This window comes from Streptococcus oralis, from assembly GCF_003943385.1.
In the GTDB taxonomy this organism is placed as follows: Bacteria; Bacillota; Bacilli; order Lactobacillales; family Streptococcaceae; genus Streptococcus; species Streptococcus oralis_CA.
Window position 1 is genome coordinate 105738 of the sequence record NZ_RJPI01000001.1, and the last position, 16806, is coordinate 122543.

Sequence of the window (16806 nt, forward strand, 5' to 3'; positions counted from 1 at the left end):
CTAGCACTCTCCTCAAACCTCATCCTCAACACTACATTAGTGATTCGTTTTCTTTCTTTTATCTTCTAAGGCCTGATTAATTCGTTGGGTGAGCTTGTGAGTTTGCCAGATCTGGTACAACCATATCAGTCCATAAATTAATAAGAAAAAGAACCAAAGCAAGGGACTCAACAATGCTGAACCCCAGCCAAAAAATAGGTAGGTTAATACTAAGATAGTAGCTGTCGCTAACAAATGAACTCCTACACGCATACTATAAGCAAGAAACTCTAGCCTTTCAAGGATTAAGGTCAATACCCCCATAATTCCGCTCATCAAAAACAAAGCTAGAATATTTTTTGTCGTTGGTGTGGGATAGGTAATACCTGAATAAAACTGAGCCAATAACACCAAACTCAAATAAACAAAGGAGGCCGTACGCATTCCCGATACAAAATAAGCAATCAATCGCTTCATGATTTTCTCCTATAAACCTAGATAATCCATTAAGGACTTAACGTATTTCCGACTCACACTCGATTTGATACCCCGAGTCATCTTAGCCATCATGTTCCCTGAAAAGCTATCCGATAATGACTCTAGATGGTCAATGTTTATAATTGAATGACGTGATATCTGTATAAAGTTACGTCGGTTAACCCGATTCTGAAAGTTTGTCAATGTTTCCTTAGTTTTATAAATCCCATCTACCGTATAAATGGTCAACAAACTCTTATCAATATCTGCTAGAATAAGATCCTCAATTTTCACCATAACCAGATGATCATCCGTTCGAATAGGAATGACCACCTGATTAGTCGTTGAAAATTGTTCTAAATACTCCATGACCTCTCTTGCTTGGTCGGTTAACTGAGCTGCCTGAATTAAAATGTGTGGGTCTTTTTCTGAAAACTCTGTCTTCATTTCAAAACGAATCTTCATTTTCTCTCCAATACATCTTTATTTTCTCTTGCTAAACACTTTAACAAATAACATCCAAAGAAGAATAGCGACGAGACTGATAATAACCACTATAAAGTATGTTTCTTCCTTTGTCAATAGTTCTTGCCAGTTGATTTGGATTCCCATTTTTTCTTGAAATTCCTGTAACAGACTGTTATTTCCTGAAAATGCGGTCTCTAACCGCTCTTTCATCAAGACTTGTCGATAGAGAGAAGCAATATAAGTTGCAGGGGTACATTTCATGAAAAGCTGTGCAGAATCAGGTAATACTCCAATGGGGATATAAGTTCCTACTAAAAATCCAGAGGCAGTTCCCACTATCGTTGCCAGTTTGCCAAGGCTATCTACAGATTGAAAACGGTAAATCAAGAGAACATTTACCAAACTTGAAATCAGACTGCTTAATAACATAATCAAAGCGATTTCCGGTAAATGGCTGATAACTGGACTTTCTTTAAAATAAAGGCTCATAACAGCAAACATAAACACCTGCATGACAAAAGAAATGATAATACTGCTGATTAGATAGGACGCCTGTAAGCCCCAGCTACCTAAATCTGTCAAGAAAAGATCTTGATCTACTTGATTTTCACGATCCTGTACCATTTGTGTAAGAGCCGTAAAACTGGTTGTAATCCCAGTCACAGCCAAGGTCCCACCCATCAGCCAGTTATTTAAAAGGTTCGTATTATCAGGGAGTTGAGACCAAGCATCCGTCAAGTTCTTCTGCAAAAAAATGATATAAAGGAGGAAGGAAATCAATGCCCCCAATAATGAGAAAAATACTCCCGAACGATTACGAAAATATAAAATAAAATTCCGTTTCAATAAAGCTAGCATTAGCGAACCTCTCTTCCTGTAAGTGCAATAAAGGCATCATCCATAGTGCCCGGACGAAACTCAAAAGAATCAATTTCTTCTCGAACTTTTGCCAAATATTCAATGGCTTCCTGTGACGTCCTTGGATAAAAAAGATATTCCAACTCATTTTCTTCCTCTACTGTCATTCCAGCCTGTAGCAGCTTTTCTAAATCCTTCATTTCCTTAAAACGAATTTTTAGGATATTAGATGCATACTGACTTTTAATAGCAGTCGCAGAACCTTGCGCAATCACTTTCCCATGATCAACGATATAGATCTGATCCGCTTCATCTGCTTCATCCAGATAATGAGTCGTTAAGATAATAGTCATCCCTTCATCCTTTTGTAGTCGATACAGTAGATCCCAGATGGATTTGCGCGTCTGAATATCAAGACCTGTGGTTGGTTCATCCAAGAAAAGAATATCTGGTCGCGAAAGAAGAGCACGTGCAATATCAACCCGACGTTTTTGCCCACCTGACAAAGTCCCATATAGTTGTTTCTGGAATGCAGTCAAACCCAGTTGATGAATCAAATCATCCACACGACTTGCCGCAATCTCCTTATACTGTTGAGCACGAATCGTGAGATTTTCCCTAACCGTCAACATCTCATCCAGTACACTAGCTTGAAAAACCACTCCGATTTTCGTATTTGGCGCATATCGAATCTGACCTTGTGTCGGCTTTTTCAAACCGATTAACATGGAAATAGTGGTTGATTTCCCTGCACCATTGGGTCCCAAAATAGCATTGAAACTTCCTTTTTCAAACTCTAACTGAATATCATCGACAGCCATATGATTGCCGTACCGTTTAGTCAAATGTTTCGCTTGTAAAATCATATTTTTTCCTCCTCTTAACCACACTAGTTTAACAAAAAGAATGAAAGAAAAATCGACTTTTGAGATAAGCAGTTAAAATGAAAGGCCAAGTGGTAAAATAATGGGGGTTAAATTAAAGTAGAGCAGGCTGCAACCGTTTTTCTCCTATCGAATCACTAGAGGATGTTGAAAAACACTTACAACCACACATTATATTTTTAAACATGCGCTATAAAAGAAGAGTTTTATAACATCCGGTAGAAAAATCCAAGAGTCAATAGTATTGTTCTCGCTAAACCAAACAATAAAAAATGAATCAGAAATCATGGCACACACTCCCTTCTAGTGAAATGAAAATGCTGAATGGGGCAGGATTGAATTTGAAGCAAGCAAGTATGGTCCTGAATTTGAAACTGCCATTAACGATAAGTCTATCTATTAGGAAAGAAATCTTCAATACAAGCAAAAACAGCTCTTGTTATCCAAGAAGAGCTGTTCTATTTTATGAAAGAGAATCACTAGTGCCCCTTGTGTTTCTCTCTACGTTTTTGCTGTTTGCGTTCAAATTTCTCTTGTTTGAGCAATTGCTTTTGGAGACTGGACTGTTGTTTTGAATGCTTTTTTCGTTCTTCGTGCTGCAACTGCAAAAGCTCTTGTGACTTAGAAGAAACTTTCTGCTTCACCTGTTTCTTTACAGCTCGCTGCAAACGCTTCGGATTCTTAATCTTCACATGATGTTTGACTGTTGCCTCTGGACTAAAAGATAACCGAACAAACTGAGTCTGTAAAAGTTTCAAAATTTCATCCTCTTTTGGTTCCTGACCAAATGTCACTCGACAAACTTGATAAGTTCCCTCATACTCTTGTTCAAACAATCCATGCCAAAATCCATCTTCAAAATAAACTGTCAAGCCAATTGAAACGATTTCCACGACAGCACCTCCTTAAATCTATCCCTAAGAATGGACAACCAAGGAGGAAGGTTACTGATAGGCTTGCCTACGTCTGGACTACCAACCAGAACTGTGTTTTTATCTTAGTTGGGACTATTATAGCATAATCCAATTTAAAAATCCTCCAGATTCTACTCTGAAGGATTCCTATCTTATTTCACAACGATATTTACCAACTTGTTAGGTACCGCAATCACCTTCACGATTTCCTTACCGTCAATCTCCGCTTTGACTTTTTCATCAGCCAGAGCAATTTCTTGCAATTCTTCGCGTGATAGGTCTTTCGTAACCATGAGTTTGGCACGAACTTTACCTTTGATTTGGACGACGATTTCGATTTCATCTTCAACCAATTTACTTTCGTCCCAAGTTGGCCAAGCCACGTAAGAGATGGACTCACCTGTTGCTGCAACTGTTTGCCAGAGTTCTTCTGCCAAGTGAGGTGCAAATGGGGCAATCAATTGGATAAAGCCTTTGGCGTAGTCCACATAGAGTTTGTCTTCCTTATTAGCAGCGTTGACAAAGACCATAAGTTGGGCAATGGCTGTGTTGAATTTCATGGATTCGATTTGCTCAGTAACAGATTTAACGGTTTCGTTATAAACCTTGTCAAGAGCGCCATTGTTTTCCGCAACGATTTCTTTACTTGTAATCAAACGGTAAACACGGTCAAGGAATTTACGACTTCCTTCCAGACCTTCCTCAGACCAAGCGATTGAAGCGTCAAGTGGTCCCATGAACATTTCATAGACGCGAAGGGTATCGGCACCATATTGTTCCACCACATCGTCTGGGTTAACAACGTTCTTGAGGGATTTAGACATCTTGGCTGGTGCTTGCTCCAGTTCTTCTCCTGTTTCCACATGGAAGAAAGAACCGTCACGTTTTTCAACCTTATCAGTCGCTACAAGAGCTCCACGGTGGTCACGGTAGCTTGTTCCCAAAATCATCCCTTGGTTAAAGAGTTTTTGGAATGGTTCCTTAGTCGGAACAACACCGAGGTCATAGAGGAATTTATGCCAGAAACGAGCGTAAAGCAAGTGAAGAACGGCATGCTCTGCACCACCAACATAAATATCTACAGGCAACCATTGTTTGAGGATGTCCTCATCAGCCAATTTCTCAGTATTGTGTGGGTCAATATAACGGAGGTAGTACCAGCTTGAACCAGCCCATTGTGGCATAGTGTTTGTTTCACGACGACCTTTGACGCCATCCTCACGAGTCACTTCAAGCCAGTCTGTCAAGTTAGCCAATGGACTCTCCCCTGTACCTGAAGGGCGGATGTCCTTGGTGACTGGCAAGACAAGTGGCAATTCACTTTCAGGAATAGCTGTTGAAGTCCCATCTTCCCAATGAATGATTGGAATTGGCTCACCCCAGTAACGTTGACGGCTAAAGAGCCAGTCGCGGAGACGGTAGGTGACTTTTTCTTGACCGCAGCCTTTTTCTTCCAACCAAGCCACAATCTTAGCAATAGCGTCTTCTTTATTCAATCCATCTAGGAAGTCTGAATTGACATGAAGACCGTCTTCTGTGTAGGCAGCTTCTGCTACATTACCACCTTCAAGTACTTCTACGATTGGAAGGTCAAATTGTTTGGCAAATTCCCAGTCACGTTGGTCATGGGCAGGAACAGCCATTACCGCACCTGTACCATAGCTAGCAAGAACATAGTCCGCAATCCAGATTGGAATTTCTTTGCCATTGACAGGGTTGATGGCATAAGCGCCCGTCCAAACCCCTGTTTTTTTCTTAGCAAGGTCGGTACGAGCCAAGTCAGACTTGAGACTAGCTTGGTGTTTGTAGTCAGCTACTGCCTCAGCTTGCTCTGGACTTGTGATAGCATCAACCAAGTCATGCTCAGGAGCCAAAACAGTGAAGGTTGCACCAAAAAGGGTGTCAGGGCGAGTGGTAAAGACGGTGAATTCCTTGTCAGTCCCTTTCACTTTGAAGGTGACATTAGCACCAGTTGATTTGCCAATCCAGTTGCGTTGCATGTCCTTGATAGACTCTGGCCAATCAAGTTCATCCAAGTCATTGAGCAAGCGCTCCGCATAGGCAGTGATTTTGAGCATCCATTGGCGCATTGGTTTGCGGACAACGGGGTAGCCTCCACGCTCAGAAGTTCCGTCAGGAAGGACTTCTTCGTTGGCAATGGCAGTTCCCAATTCTTCCACCCAGTTTACTGGTACTTCGGCTTCATAGGCCAATCCTTTTTCGTAGAGCTTGGTGAAGATCCACTGAGTCCACTTGTAGTAGTTTGGATCTGTTGTGTTGACTTCACGATCCCAATCGTAAGAGAATCCAAGCGCATTGATTTGACGTTTGAAGTTGGCAATGTTTTCCGCTGTAAACTCTGCCGGGTCATTCCCCGTATCCATAGCGTACTGCTCAGCTGGCAAACCAAAAGCATCCCAGCCCATTGGGTGAAGGACATTGTAGCCTTGCGCACGTTTGTAGCGGCTGAGAATATCGGTTGCAGTGTAGCCTTCTGGGTGTCCTACGTGCAGACCCGCTCCAGACGGATATGGGAACATATCGAGAGCATAAAACTTCGGTTTTGATGCATCTGTTCCTGTCTTAAATGTATGATGTTGAGCCCAGTAGCCCTGCCACTTAGGCTCAATTTCTTTATGATTGTAAAAACTCATGGTCTCTCTCCAATTTTGTGATGTTACTATTATACCATTTTTGAGGGAATTTGAAAGTCGAGAAATAATCTTTCCCCTCCATTATCAAGAAAGGCTTGGTCTGATAGAAAGAAAGTTAGCGTGGGCTTATCGCTCGTCTTACACGAAGACTCTTTGGCTTATCTAGCGGACACAAGCTTCAATAAACTATTTACAGGACAAAATAAAGGACGAACCTTTTACGGGATCGTCCAAAGATGAGATAACAGAAAAAGACTTTTCCAGCTATATCTTTCAAGCTGAGAAGCGATTAAGCGACACCAACTATAAAGAAAATAAGTTCTTGTTGGCTGACACGTTAGAAGATTTTTTTGAACTAATAGAAGAATCGCAAAAGCTGCCAAAGCCCGTTTTATTAGGTTTAAAGCAGCCTTACAAACTTAACCACCAAGACCGACCTTATCTTTTTCTAGCTGAGTGTCTATTCTATGCTTTAGCTTGCCAGCACAACAAACAGCAACAGTATATTGAGCCAGACTTTAGCCAAGAAACAGAAGTTATTTCAAAACCATTAGAAGAGCTTGTATCACGAGCTAACGGTTATTCAAAGCGGATTACTCAAGACTTAAATCGTTTTTCAGAAGAAGAACTCCAACTGTTCAGAAAAATAGCTCCTTTTACTTTTTATGATAATTCTTTTGATGAGTTTTCAGGCGAAACTGTTTTAGACCACTACTTAATCTCACACGCTGATTTTTTAGATTTGTTCACTAAATATGGCGTTAAAGGCAACGAAGTTTCACGCCTGATTGAATATGGTTTAATTTCTGGTGGTGGCAGACATGAGATAATTGTGGAAAAAGGAGAACTATCTGGCTTCCAGAACGATAACCTCGTCTTAATCTTCATCACTGAATCTGACGAAAGAACAACATTCGAATACAACGCCTTCCACCTAACAGATACTCCCAAAGCCTTAATTAAGATTTTGGAGATTGAAACTGATGTTGAGTTTTTTAGGGAATTGGGGGAGGAGTTTAAAAATAAGGTTAAAGGATTACCTATTAATATAGAAATATTGGGTGTGAATGATTTTAAAAAAGGACACTCCGTATACACTATTTTTGTGACAAAAATGTTTCGATATCATAAATTATATTACAAAAAATATAAATATTTTTTAAAATTAACTAAATTATTTATATAAAAGATTGCTTATCTATTTGAATATGTGATATAATAGGCTTGAAAGATATTTTATCTTTCAAGAACGTCTAATTTTATATTGACAAGTTAGACAATTTTTGGTATAATTCGGAAAGTTATTATTAATTTTTTGGTGATTTACTTACCCCAAAAATAAAAAGATTTCATCGTTTTCGTATGGTGAATGAATTTTTGTACATTTTCGAAAATTTCGAATTTTCTGAGAATGTAATAAATAGTAACTCCAACATAAAAAACCACTTCCGAAAACGGAAGCAGTTCTTTACCTAAGTAACTCCATAAGCTACGGCCATAGCTTATGGAAGAGGTCACCTCTCCACTAGGAGAATTTTATTATTTTCGGTTACGCTTATTCTTGCGTAGCCGTTTTTTAGTTTTAATACTTGATAGCAACCTACCCAACCGATTCACTATCCACTCAAACAGAACTCTCAAAACTGGACAAGCTTTCTCGAATAGACTAATTAAAAGCAAATACTTGTTTGGAGGACGAAGTATTAAAATCAGAATAATACTAATTGACAAGAATAACGCTCGTCGTATAGCTTTTTGTTTCTTCGTACTAGTTGTATCCAGTATTTTTTCCGAAGGAACCCACTTCTTTCGCAAAATCATATAAACAGATTCAAGAATTGAAGGAATCCTGATAGCAAACTGATAATTCAAATCCTCTTGGGATTTTTGCGAAGCAATAAACAAAGCTAATAAATCTTTTTTAGTATTCATTAGCACATCTTCATGTGACACAGGGTCACTTTGTGTAAGATACATTGTACCTACCTCCTTTGTTTTAAAAAGAGGTGAAGAAAGTGATCTAGCTACTTAGGAGGATATAAAATAAAGAGAAAACACCCTACATTGAAGTCATACTGGAGCAGATGTGCATATATCAAAACAAAAATATCATCATAGTATACAACCCGAGCTACGTCAAATAGCGGGTGCTGCCATGAGAAATGAAATTTTAATATATAGCTTCATCTAAATCTCAGTGACAATCTTTTTGTAGTGCGTTTCCTCTTTTTTCTAATCTGGATCTATGTACACAAAAGTAAAAACAGATCCAAAGTTATCCTTTGGATTCATTTTGCCATAAATTATTTATAATGTCAAGAGGGAAAGTACTTATCTTTTATAAAATTTTCAGCAAAATAATTTTATAAAAGACTAAAATAGTTAAACATTAAAAAGACAGCTATTTCAAACTGTCTTTTAGTGGTTATAAGACCTGCGAACTCAGATTATATTTCGACTGCTATATGTCATACTTTCTACGCGAAGCTATCTTTATCAATGCTTATTTTCTTCCATCTTCTCACGTCCCAGCTCCCGATAACTACGATCGCCGACAACTTGGACCGTAAACTGGCCGTTCTCATATTCAAGAATGGTCACGCTACCATTATCGAGGCCATGCGGATGCATGCCATTGATCAGATATACAATGGTACCAATCGTCATTCCATGGCTCACAACGAGAGCATTGCCCCCACCTTGTTCTTCCATTTCTTTGGCAATCGTTTCAAAACCTTCCTTGATTCGACCACTGAGTTTTTCCCAACCTTCTGCCCAGCCTGCAGTATCAACCTCAACTAGACCTTCTGCTAGCTCTGCATAGGACAACTGATGAACATGGTCTACATTGAAAATTCTCGGAATCAACCCCATAAAGAGGTCCCCATCATAGGCCCCATCAAAACTACCAAAACACCACTCACGGATTCGCTTGTCCATGCGGTAAGGGATTTTCCCCTGCAAGCCAAGTTCTTCAAGAATGATTCCCATGGTCTGAATGGTGCGCCCTGAATCACTGGAATAAGCGCGGTCAAACTGCAAACCAGACTCTCTCAAGCCAATTCCCAGTTCATGGATTCCCAACTCACCTTCTGCGGTTAGAGGCGTATCACTCCATCCTTGAGCACGTCCAATCGTGTTAAACATCGTTTTACCATGACGGATCAAGTACAATCTTACTTTAGACATTTTCTATCCTCCATTTTCTTCTATTATATCATGGAACAAAGAAATATTCGGCTTTCAACAGTAAAGTCCGCTCTCGTAATTTTCCCACAAGAAAAGCTACCCTAACGGTAGCTTTCCTAGGAGATTATTATGAAAAAGTTTAGGATTCTAATTAAATAAAGTTAGGAGATCTTTATTTAATGATTATAGTATACACAGTCATCCTTAAACCCAACTTAAATCCTCTCTCTTTTTTATTAATTTTTAAAACTATGGATAGGAGCAGGAATTTGACCTCCACGAGAGATGAAATCGACAGATGAAGCCCCGTTGACTTTCATAACTGGAGCTGTTCCTAGCAAGCCACCAAACTCAATCATATCGCCTTCTTTGCCCTTTGGAATGATACGGACGGCCGTTGTTTTCATGTTAATAACACCGATTGCCGCTTCATCCGCAATCATAGCCGCAATGGTCTCAGCAGGCGTATCTTCTGGAATAGCAATCATATCCAGTCCAACAGAACAGATAGCTGTCATGGCTTCCAGTTTTTCTAAATTCAGAGAGCCATTTTGTACCGCAGCAATCATACCCTCATCTTCAGAAACGGGAATAAAAGCACCTGACAAGCCACCGACCTGATTACAAGCCATAACACCACCCTTCTTAACTTGGTCATTCAAAAGAGCGAGGGCAGCCGTCGTTCCATGCGTACCAACTGTTTCTAGACCCATTTCCTCAAGGACACGTGCCACAGAATCACCAACTGCAGGAGTCGGCGCCAAGCTTAGGTCGACAATTCCAAAGTCAACACCCAGTCTCTCGCTAGCCATCTGACCAACTAATTGACCGATACGAGTAATCTTAAAGGCCGTTTTCTTAACCGTCTCGGCTACTACATCAAAGCTCTGTCCACGAACTTTTTCTAAGGCACGCTTGACCACACCAGGACCTGAAACTCCAACATTGATGATGACATCTGCTTCCCCGACACCATGGAAGGCCCCCGCCATAAAAGGATTGTCCTCAATAGCATTAGCAAATACAACCAATTTGGCAGCTCCCATATCTGACAGCGCAGCTGTTTCCTTGATGATACGTCCCATATCTGCGACCGCAGTCATGTTGATACCTGACTTGGTCGAGCCAATATTAACAGACGAACAAACCTTGTCTGTCTCAGCTAGAGCGCGTGGGATAGAATTGATGAGTATCTCATCTCCTTTTTGGTAGCCTTTTTGTACCAAAGCTGAGAATCCACCGATAAAGTCAACACCAATCTCCTTAGCAGCCCTGTCAAGTGCTTTTGCTAAAACAACATAGTCCGTCTCATCAGTCGCCGCTCCAATCAAGGAAATCGGAGTCACCGATACTCGTTTATTAACAATAGGAATCCCAAGTTCTGCAGCAATCTCATCTCCCACAGCCACTAGATTTGCCGCTTTAGTAGTGATTTTTTGGTAAATCTTTTCAGCAGCACGATTGATATTTGGATCAATACAGTCCAAAAGGGAAATGCCCATGGTGATAGTTCTAATATCGAAATTCTGCTCTTCGATCATGGCAATGGTTTCCGTAACTTGTCTAATATCCATAGCTACCTCCTAGATATTGTACATAGCATCAAAAATCGCTGCACTTTGAATATTGATTTTGACATTCAAGGTCTGACCGAAAGTTTCAAACTCATTTCTGAGAGAGGTAAAATCTTGTTTTTCGTCACTAGAAACGACCGCCATCATGGTAAAATATTCATCCAGTACTGTTTGAGAAATATCGTCAATATTCAAACCCAACTCTGCAATCTTAGTAGACACGCCTGCAACAATACCAGCCTTGTCCTTGCCAACCACTGTAATAATAGCCTTCATCCTTATACCCCATTTCTACGATTGTTAGAAAACCTGAACGTTTTTGATTTTCTTTTTTCCTAGTATAGCATATTTCCGTCAAAAATACTAAAAAACGCCTGCTTACGAAGTTGTTCTTAAACAAAAAACAATTTCGTAAACAAGCGTCTACCCTATCAAATGATGATGAGTGTTCCCGCTAGGACCGAAGTCCCAGCGGTAGACCAGAGCTAGACTAAGAGCACAAGACTCCATCATCATAACACTCAACAAAATTGATGATTTTATACTAATTCGATGATCGCCATTGGCGCTGCATCACCACGACGTGGTTCAGTTTTAAGGATACGAGTGTATCCACCGTTACGTTCAGCATAACGAGGTGCGATTTCTGAGAACAATTTTTGAAGTGCTGTAGTAGAAGTGTACTTATCAGTTGCTTCATCATAGTTTTCAGATGCGATTTCATTACGTACGAAAGCAGCTGCTTGACGACGTGCATGCAAATCACCACGTTTACCTAGAGTAATCATTTTTTCAACAGTTTTACGGATTTCTTTAGCACGAGCTTCAGTTGTCACGATTGATTCGTTGATCAAAAGGTCAGTTGTCAAATCGCGAAGCATTGCTTTACGTTGTGAGCTAGTGCGTCCTAGTTTACGGTAAGCCATGTATTCCTCCTTTATTTATCTTTTAATCCAAGACCCAAGTCAATGAGTTTGAGTTTCACTTCTTCCAAACTCTTGCGTCCAAGATTTCGTACTTTCATCATCTCTGCTTCAGATTTTTCTGTCAAATCATGCACAGTGTTGATACCGGCACGTTTCAAACAGTTGTATGAACGCACAGACAAGTCCAGTTCCTCAATCGTACGATCCAAAATACGATCGTCAGATTCAGTATCAGCTTCTTTCATCACTTCAGTTGACTTAGCAATCTCAGTAAGATTTGTAAACAAATCAAGATGTTCTGTCAAAATTCGTGCTGAAAGCCCTAAAGCATCTTCTGGAATAATTGTTCCATTAGTCAAGATTTCAAGGGTTAATTTGTCAAATCCATCATTGCTACCTACACGAGCAGGCTCTACTTGATAGTTGACTTTTGTAACTGGTGTATAAATAGAATCTACAGCAAGTGTTCCAACTGGTGCATTATCTTTTTTGTTTTCATCAGCAGGTACATATCCACGACCACTGTTAACAGTCATTGTCGCTTTTAGAGAAGAACCTTCACCAATTGTAAAGAGATAATGATCTGGATTTACAATCTCAATATCACTGTCAGTCAAAATGTCTCCAGCTGTAATTTCAGCAGGACCTTCAACGTCAAGCTCAATGATTTTTTCGTCTTCAACGTATGATTTCACTGCAATCCCTTTAATGTTCAAAATGATTTGCATCACATCTTCACGAACACCTGGAACTGTGTCGAACTCATGCAAGACACCTTCAATGTTGATAGATGTCACTGCCGCTCCTGGTAGAGAAGCTAGTAGTACACGACGAAGAGAGTTACCAAGAGTTGTACCGTAGCCACGTTCAAGTGGTTCGATTACAAACTTGCCATAATCTTTATTTTCATCAATTTTTGTTATATTTGGTTTTTCAAACTCGATCATTTAGTTACTCCCTCTTAAACGAAAAGCAGTGTAATGCAATGATTATACACGGCGACGTTTTGGAGGACGAGCACCATTGTGTGGCACTGGAGTCACATCACGAATTGCTGTTACTTCAAGACCAGCGGCAGCAAGCGCACGAATAGCTGACTCACGACCAGAACCTGGACCTTTTACAGTAACTTCAACTGATTTAAGACCGTGTTCTTGTGCAGATTTAGCAGCAGCTTCAGAAGCCATTTGAGCAGCGAATGGTGTAGATTTACGAGAACCTTTGAAACCAAGAGCACCAGCTGATGACCAAGCGATTGCATTACCATGCACATCAGTAATCATAACAATAGTGTTATTAAATGTAGCGTGAATATGAGCAATACCAGATTCGATATTCTTTTTCACACGACGTTTACGTGTTGGTTTAGCCAAGACTTTTACCTCCTATATTATTTTTTCTTACCAGCAATCGCAACAGCTTTACCTTTACGAGTGCGAGCGTTGTTTTTAGTGTTTTGTCCACGGACAGGAAGTCCACGACGGTGACGAATACCACGGTATGAACCGATTTCCATCAAACGTTTGATGTTCAAGTTCACTTCACGACGAAGGTCACCTTCAACTTTGATTGCATCCACTTCACGACGGATAGCATCTTCTTGATCTGATGTAAGGTCACGTACACGAACATCTTCTGAGATTCCAGCAGCAGCCAAAATTTTCTTAGATGTTGCAAGTCCGATACCATAAACGTAAGTCAATGAGATTACTACGCGTTTGTCATTTGGAATGTCAACTCCAGCAATACGAGCCATGTTTTCTCCTTTCTATCTTATCCTTGACGTTGTTTGTGTTTTGGATTTGCTGGGCAAATTACCATAACACGGCCATTACGACGAATTACTTTACAGTATTCGCAAATTGGTTTGACCGATGGTCTTACTTTCATTTCTTATCCCTCCAAGTTTTTCGATTATTTAAAGCGGTAAGTGATACGTCCACGTGTCAAGTCATATGGACTCATCTCGACAGTAACACGATCTCCCGCTAAAATACGAATATAGTTTTTACGAATTTTACCAGAAACTGTTGCTAAAATCTGATGTCCATTTTCAAGTTCAACCGTAAACATTGCGTTAGGCATTGTATCGACTACTTTGCCTTCAACTTCAATCACATCGTCTTTTGCCACGCAAAAGCACCTCCATAAATTTCGATTTGATGCCTCTAGACACAGAGACAACAATTATAAGTCAGACTATCTCAGTATAACATTTGTAGCGATTTTTTGCAAGTGTGAAAAACGCTTTATTTCAAATTTGTCAATACTTTTTCGATGTCTTTGAACACATCATTGATATCTTGATGTCCTTCGATATCGTGGACCAAACCTTTGGCACGATAGTGAGCAATGATTGGTTCACCTTGTGCGATATTGACATCCAAACGACGTTTAACAGTCTCAGGTTTGTCATCTTCACGTTGGTAGTAATCTTCTTCTTTGTAGTCAACTGGTGGGTTGAAAACTTTATGGAAGGTTTCGCCTGTTTCGCGGTGGATAATACGACCACTCAAACGTTCCAAGAGACAGTCTGGGTTCACTTCGATATTAATCACACCTTCAAGTTCGATACCAAGTTCCGCCAACGTTTTGTCCAAAGCATAAGCTTGTTCAAGCGTACGTGGGTAACCATCTAACAAGAAACCTGTTTCTTTGATATCATCCTGTGAAAGGCGTTCTTTAACAATACCATTTGTAACTTCATCTGGAACCAACTCACCTTTATCAATGTATGACTTTGCAAGTAGACCCATTTCAGTTTGATTTGCCATAGCAGCACGGAACATATCTCCAGTTGAAATGTGTGCCACGTGGAATTGCTCCACAATTTTAGCTGCTTGCGTTCCCTTACCTGCTCCAGGTAAGCCCATAATCAAAAGATTCATGATCTGATCTCCTTATTTTGTATTTAAATAGAAGCAAAAAGCTAGTTTCAACTCCTATTTAAAAACAAAATAGAAGAGGGGAGACGAAAGTCTCTCTTATAGATAGACCTTCATACTCCACTCTCTAAGCAAAAGTAGTCTTGCTTTTATTCTGTTTTGTCCATGAAACCAACATACTTACGTTTCAATAGGTAACCTTCTAGCTGTTTGATTCCTTCGATACCTGTTGAAATAATGATCAAAAGACTAGTTCCCCCAAAAGCAACCGCTTCTGAGAGCCCAAAGACATCTTTTGCTACAATCGGCAAGATTGAAATCACACCTAGGAAGATCGATCCGACAGTCGCAAGGCGGCGAAGAAGTTTCGACATAAACTCTTCCGTTCCTTTACCTGGACGGACACCATGAATGTAGGCTCCACTCTTTTGCAAGTTTTCTGCTGCTTTCTCTGGATTGATCTGTACAAATGTATAGAAGAATGTAAAGAGAATAATCAGCAGTGCATACATGGCAACACCTGTTGGAGATGTTGTAGATAACATTTCCTGTGCTGTATGTACCCAAGCCCAATCATGACCTGTAGCGCTGACAAACTGAAGAATAGCCGCAGGTGCTGCTGTAATGGAACTTGCAAAGATAACTGGGATAACACCAGCAGGATTGACCTTCAAAGGAAGGTAAGAACTGGATGGAGCACCTTGAGCAACTTTTGTATATTGGATCGGAATTTTATATTCTGCCTGTTGTACATATGTTGTAAAGTAAACAATCAACAAGACAGCGATAATGAGAATAACGACAAATATAATAGATGACGTCAACCGATCACTTGGAATATTGACAAAATAGTCCACGTAGATGCCATGAATCATCTCTGGAATTGAAGCCACAATCCCTGCAAAGATAATCATAGACACCCCGTTACCATATCCCTTATCAGTGATTTGCTCCCCGAGCCAAGTAACAATCATAGTACCTGCAGTCAGGATAATACCAATCGTAACAAAGACTTGAGGGGTTAGATCTGTCGTTAATAATTTTGCACCAGATAGAGTATTAAAACCAGCAGTGATTCCGATTGATTGCACAAACGCAAGTACAAGCGCAATATAACGAGTCGCTTGGTTTATCTTTCTCCGTCCTACTTCCCCCTGCTTGCCCCACTCTACAAACTTTGGAACAATATCCATTTGCAGCAATTGAACAACGATGGAAGCTGTGATATACGGACTCACACCGAGTGCAAAAACCGAGAAGTTCTTCATGGCATTCCCTGAAACTAAACTAAGCATGTTCAAGAAGGATAATCCACTCAAAGCTTCCAGACTTTTTGCATTCACACCTGGTACAGTAATACTAGTCCCGATACGGAAGACAAGTATGATAAAAATCGTAAAGAGAATTTTTGATCGTACTTTCTTAACCTTGAGGGCCTCTTTTAATAATTTAAAAAACATAGGTCACCTCTCTAGATGACTTCTACTGAACCACCTTTAGCAGTGATAGCTTCTTCAGCTGTTTTAGAGAATTTAGCTGCTTTCACAGTCAATTTCTTAGTCAGCTCACCGTTACCAAGAATTTTAACGCCTGATTTTTCAGCCTTTACAATTCCTGCTTCGATAAGAACAACTGGAGTAACTTCAGTACCATCTTCAAAAACGTTCAATTGATCAAGATTTACAATTGCGTATTCTTTAGCGTTGATGTTAGTGAATCCACGTTTTGGAAGACGACGGAACAATGGAGTTTGTCCACCTTCAAAACCAAGGCGAACTCCGCCACCGCTACGAGCTTTTTGACCTTTTTGACCGCGACCAGATGTTTTACCGTTACCTGATGAAGTACCACGACCAACACGGTTACGTACTTTACGAGAACCTTCTGCAGGTTTCAATTCATGAAGTTTCATTATTATTTTCTCCTCTTTTGTAAAATGCTAGCGCCGATAAAAGAGAAAAGGTTGTCTCCCTTATCAACTCGCCTATACATCGTCAT

General features: G+C 40.1%; 20 protein-coding genes. 1 reads left to right on the plus strand and 19 read right to left on the minus strand.

Annotated elements, in window-relative coordinates; translation table 11 throughout:
* Positions 1 to 36: 36 nt before the first annotated feature.
* The 6 genes from D8803_RS00550 to leuS form a co-directional block, all read right to left on the minus strand.
* Positions 37 to 456, minus strand: a complete 420-nt coding sequence (locus D8803_RS00550) for a DUF3021 domain-containing protein (RefSeq protein ID WP_000825488.1) — start codon at positions 454 to 456, stop codon at positions 37 to 39.
* A gap of 9 nt (positions 457 to 465) precedes the next feature.
* A complete protein-coding gene (locus D8803_RS00555) occupies positions 466 to 921 on the minus strand; it encodes a LytTR family DNA-binding domain-containing protein (protein ID WP_057488807.1) in 456 nt (151 codons plus the stop codon).
* Between the two features lie 18 nt (positions 922 to 939).
* The gene (locus D8803_RS00560) at positions 940 to 1782 is read right to left on the minus strand and encodes an ABC transporter permease (RefSeq protein ID WP_061418345.1); all 843 of its coding nucleotides are present in this window, start codon (positions 1780 to 1782) and stop codon (positions 940 to 942) included.
* A complete protein-coding gene (locus tag D8803_RS00565; RefSeq protein WP_061418348.1) occupies positions 1782 to 2648 on the minus strand; it encodes an ATP-binding cassette domain-containing protein in 867 nt (288 codons plus the stop codon). Before D8803_RS00565 ends, D8803_RS00560 begins: the two co-directional genes overlap by 1 nt.
* 497 nt (positions 2649 to 3145) lie before the next feature.
* On the minus strand, positions 3146 to 3559 hold the full coding sequence (locus D8803_RS00575) for a YjdF family protein (RefSeq protein WP_084948355.1): 414 nt from the start codon (positions 3557 to 3559) through the stop codon (positions 3146 to 3148).
* Between the two features lie 173 nt (positions 3560 to 3732).
* Entirely contained in the window at positions 3733 to 6234 is a 2502-nt protein-coding gene (gene leuS, locus D8803_RS00580; RefSeq protein WP_131199945.1) for a leucine--tRNA ligase, read from the minus strand.
* Between the two features lie 325 nt (positions 6235 to 6559).
* Here leuS and D8803_RS00585 point away from each other — a divergent pair, with 325 nt between their 5' ends.
* On the plus strand, positions 6560 to 7420 hold the full coding sequence (locus D8803_RS00585) for a hypothetical protein (RefSeq protein ID WP_223804967.1): 861 nt from the start codon (positions 6560 to 6562) through the stop codon (positions 7418 to 7420).
* A 353-nt stretch (positions 7421 to 7773) separates the two neighbouring features.
* On the opposite strand, the gene D8803_RS00590 is transcribed toward D8803_RS00585, so the two are convergent.
* The 13 genes from D8803_RS00590 to rplO all read right to left on the minus strand — a co-directional run bounded on the left by D8803_RS00590 (position 7774) and on the right by rplO (position 16720).
* Entirely contained in the window at positions 7774 to 8211 is a 438-nt protein-coding gene (locus tag D8803_RS00590) for a hypothetical protein (RefSeq protein WP_131199946.1), read from the minus strand.
* A gap of 519 nt (positions 8212 to 8730) precedes the next feature.
* The gene (locus D8803_RS00595) at positions 8731 to 9423 is read right to left on the minus strand and encodes a histidine phosphatase family protein (RefSeq protein WP_131199947.1); all 693 of its coding nucleotides are present in this window, start codon (positions 9421 to 9423) and stop codon (positions 8731 to 8733) included.
* 236 nt (positions 9424 to 9659) lie between these two features.
* Positions 9660 to 10997, minus strand: coding sequence for a PFL family protein (locus D8803_RS00600; RefSeq protein WP_131199948.1), 1338 nt, complete (start codon positions 10995 to 10997; stop codon positions 9660 to 9662).
* Positions 10998 to 11006: 9 nt separating this feature from the next.
* Complete coding sequence (locus D8803_RS00605; RefSeq protein ID WP_000644108.1) at positions 11007 to 11273, minus strand: ACT domain-containing protein; 267 nt, start codon at positions 11271 to 11273, stop codon at positions 11007 to 11009.
* A 263-nt stretch (positions 11274 to 11536) separates the two neighbouring features.
* A complete protein-coding gene (rplQ, locus tag D8803_RS00610) occupies positions 11537 to 11923 on the minus strand; it encodes a 50S ribosomal protein L17 (RefSeq protein ID WP_000331493.1) in 387 nt (128 codons plus the stop codon).
* 11 nt (positions 11924 to 11934) lie between these two features.
* Positions 11935 to 12870 carry a DNA-directed RNA polymerase subunit alpha gene (locus D8803_RS00615; protein ID WP_000568993.1) on the minus strand — a complete coding sequence of 312 codons (936 nt, stop codon included), beginning with the start codon at positions 12868 to 12870 and terminating at the stop codon, positions 11935 to 11937.
* Positions 12871 to 12912: 42 nt separating this feature from the next.
* Positions 12913 to 13296, minus strand: coding sequence for a 30S ribosomal protein S11 (rpsK, locus tag D8803_RS00620; protein ID WP_001118385.1), 384 nt, complete (start codon positions 13294 to 13296; stop codon positions 12913 to 12915).
* A gap of 17 nt (positions 13297 to 13313) precedes the next feature.
* Entirely contained in the window at positions 13314 to 13679 is a 366-nt protein-coding gene (gene rpsM, locus D8803_RS00625) for a 30S ribosomal protein S13 (protein ID WP_000090781.1), read from the minus strand.
* A 17-nt stretch (positions 13680 to 13696) separates the two neighbouring features.
* Positions 13697 to 13813, minus strand: a complete 117-nt coding sequence (gene rpmJ, locus D8803_RS00630) for a 50S ribosomal protein L36 (RefSeq protein WP_001808836.1) — start codon at positions 13811 to 13813, stop codon at positions 13697 to 13699.
* A 24-nt stretch (positions 13814 to 13837) separates the two neighbouring features.
* Positions 13838 to 14056, minus strand: a complete 219-nt coding sequence (gene infA / locus D8803_RS00635; protein WP_001029883.1) for a translation initiation factor IF-1 — start codon at positions 14054 to 14056, stop codon at positions 13838 to 13840.
* 116 nt (positions 14057 to 14172) lie between these two features.
* The gene (locus tag D8803_RS00640; RefSeq protein ID WP_131199949.1) at positions 14173 to 14811 is read right to left on the minus strand and encodes an adenylate kinase; all 639 of its coding nucleotides are present in this window, start codon (positions 14809 to 14811) and stop codon (positions 14173 to 14175) included.
* Positions 14812 to 14957: 146 nt separating this feature from the next.
* Positions 14958 to 16268 (minus strand): preprotein translocase subunit SecY, encoded by a 1311-nt coding sequence (gene secY, locus D8803_RS00645; RefSeq protein ID WP_131199950.1) that lies wholly within the window; start codon positions 16266 to 16268, stop codon positions 14958 to 14960.
* Positions 16269 to 16279: 11 nt separating this feature from the next.
* Positions 16280 to 16720 carry a 50S ribosomal protein L15 gene (gene rplO, locus D8803_RS00650; RefSeq protein ID WP_000766092.1) on the minus strand — a complete coding sequence of 147 codons (441 nt, stop codon included), beginning with the start codon at positions 16718 to 16720 and terminating at the stop codon, positions 16280 to 16282.
* Positions 16721 to 16806 lie beyond the last annotated feature (86 nt).